Source organism: Methanocalculus sp., from assembly GCF_030651615.1.
Classification (GTDB): Archaea; Halobacteriota; Methanomicrobia; order Methanomicrobiales; family Methanocorpusculaceae; genus Methanocalculus.
The window spans coordinates 1-2,526 of record NZ_JAUSCG010000017.1 but is presented as its reverse complement, the minus strand read 5'-3'; the positions used below and the strand labels follow the sequence as shown (position 1 = coordinate 2,526).

At 46.4% G+C, this 2,526-nt stretch carries 3 protein-coding genes and 1 pseudogene; all 4 read right to left on the bottom strand.

Annotation, left to right across the window (positions count from 1 at the left end; translation table 11 throughout):
• The coding region (locus tag Q7V06_RS00635; protein WP_304836533.1) for a UDP-N-acetylglucosamine 2-epimerase at positions 1–273 on the bottom strand (273 nt) is incomplete at its 3' end.
• Complete coding sequence (neuB, locus tag Q7V06_RS00630; protein ID WP_304836531.1) at positions 270–1,316, bottom strand: N-acetylneuraminate synthase; 1,047 nt, start codon at positions 1,314–1,316, stop codon at positions 270–272. The genes Q7V06_RS00635 and neuB, both read right to left, overlap by 4 nt.
• Positions 1,317–1,408: 92 nt before the next feature.
• A complete protein-coding gene (locus Q7V06_RS00625; RefSeq protein WP_304836528.1) occupies positions 1,409–2,227 on the bottom strand; it encodes an SDR family oxidoreductase in 819 nt (272 codons plus the stop codon).
• Positions 2,220–2,526 (bottom strand): annotated as a pseudogene (locus tag Q7V06_RS00620) (hypothetical protein); the annotation flags it as partial. The pseudogene Q7V06_RS00620 and the gene Q7V06_RS00625, both read right to left, overlap by 8 nt.

The window sequence follows — 2,526 nt, the reverse complement described above, 5'->3', positions numbered from 1 at the left end:
ACTGATGACGGGCGTCAACTTTTGAATAAATTCCCCGACGAATGTGGCCATCGATTCTTTGGTATCACTCTCATACCGAACATCCACTATATGGTAATTAAAAGCATCCGCCTTTATTTCATCAATTGTATTCCCAAATTCATCCATCAGATGCATCCCGGTAACAATGATATCAAGAGAGAGTGCAGGATGCTCATGGATTTTTCGCAAGACCGATCTCATCAGACCATAATCTGCCCTGGTCCCACTGATATAGAGTATTTTACGGGTCATTCGACCATATCCCAGGTAATAACCTGATCTTTAGAAATCGTTGATCGTGCCTTCATTTGTGAGACTCTCTCAACATATTTTGGCTCAATTCCAGTTCCAGGTCTCTTGATTGTGAGTGCATCCTCTCTCAGACGCTCACCCTTTGGAATATCCTTATTCGCCACTATACTCTTCCTGGCAACAAACTTTATAGCCTCTTCTTCCTCACTTGGCCTCTTAACACCATTCCCAAACGCCCTCTCCACATCCCGTATCGCCTGAACCATTGCTTTCAATTCATCCGGCTCAAGAGAGGCAAGGTGATCGGGTCCCGATAGTGACCGATCCAGTGTGAAGTGTTTTTCGATGACCTGTGCACCCATGGCAACCGCTGCAATCGGGATCGTGATTCCTTCCGTATGATCAGAATACCCAACAGGCACTTTGAACGCACAGTGTAGTGTTTCCATTGCCCGCAGGTTCACCGAATGGATGGGCGCAGGGTAGCTGGTTGTGCAGTGGAGGAGGATAAGCTCCTGCGCACCATGTTTGCGAAGATAGGCAACCGCTTCTTCCACCTCGCCAAGTGTTGCCATTCCGGTTGATAGGATGATGGGCTTTGGCTTTTCAGCAATCTTTTTCAGGAGGGGGAAGTTCGTGATCTCACCTGAGGGGATCTTGAATGCGGGAACACCGATCTCATCAAGCAGATCCACGCTTTCTTCATCGAAAGGAGTCGAGAGAAAGATTATACCCTTTTTCTCTGCATACACTGAAAGTTCCCGGAACGTATCATCGGAGAGCTCCAGTTTCTTGATCATCTCATACTGGGATTCGTCTGAAGAGGTCGTGTGCTTCTGATAGTCGGCCTTATCAGCAGTGCTGGTGACGACACTTTCTGCATGGAATGTCTGGAACTTGACTGCGTCTGCGCCCGCCTGAGCAGCGGCATCGATGAGCTCTCTGGCGAGCTCGGGGCTGCCATTGTGATTCACCCCGGCTTCGGCGATGATGAACGTTGGCTTATTATTTCCGATGATTCTCTGTCCAATTGTAATGTGCATTCTGTATCTCCCGCAATCCCTCGTAGAGTGTTGTTTTACCATCCCTGTACCATTTAATGGACATCAATCACTATAGAAAGTCTTCCCGTATCTTACCAGATTGTAAACCCACCATCAATTATGAGATTTTGACCTGTTACATAGGCAGAAAGATCACTTGCCAGATACGCAACAGCCCCTTTTATATCTTCCTCTGTTGCCATCCGACCTAATGGTGTCCTCGAAACGTACTTTGAATGAAATGGATCGGGCTGATTGTTCCATACACCCCCAGGAGAGATAGCATTCACTCGTACATGAGGTGCCAGTATAGTAGCCAGCCATCGTGTTAACTGCAATAGTCCTCCTTTACTAGCTGCATATGCAGCAGGATTACCCATTGCCGTCTGATCGTAGAGTCGCATATCCGGACCGACAATGCCATATATTGAACTGATGTTTATCACTGAACCATGTTCCGTTGCCTTCAAAGCTTCTGAACATGCCTGAGTTAATACAAAGGGCACGGTAAGGTTAATTTCAAGTGCAAGCCTCCATGTATCTGCACTCTGTTCAGAAAATGGTGTAGTCCACCCCTGAAGATGTGATGTTCCCACCAGTGCTGCACAATTAACTAGAATATCAATACTATCGTACTGTGACAACACTCTTTCTGGAATACCCCGAACATCATCCTCAGAACCCAGATTGGTTATCAGTTTATGGACGTCAGCATTATACCGCGCTTCGATTCTTTCCGCAAGTTCATTACATCCATGCTCATTCATATCAACAAGCACTACATCGGCACCGAGTTCTGCCAGTGTTTCACAGATCTGTGAACCAAGGCGACCTGCAGCACCTGTAATAATTGCGACACGCCTATCCAGCTGCATTAAGGTTGAAATGGTTTTCATTATTCTCTCACTCAAGGTTTTCCTTTTCTTGCATTAGACATTCAGCTATCTTAAAATCTAACAGCGTATCAATATCAAGTGCCCTCTCACTCGGTATAACAACCGCCCTTACCTTCCCACTAAAAAGGGATTGGGTACGGAGGATGAAATTCGGACTGGCAACATAGGCAACAGTCGTAACATCATATACTTCAGGAGCATCCTGACGGCGGGTCACACCAGATCTCTCCTGAGGAGGAATAACAACCTGAGCATAACCATCTGAAGTAATAGTCACCATATTAAAGTAGGGATTTCTCTCTGCCTCCCTGACT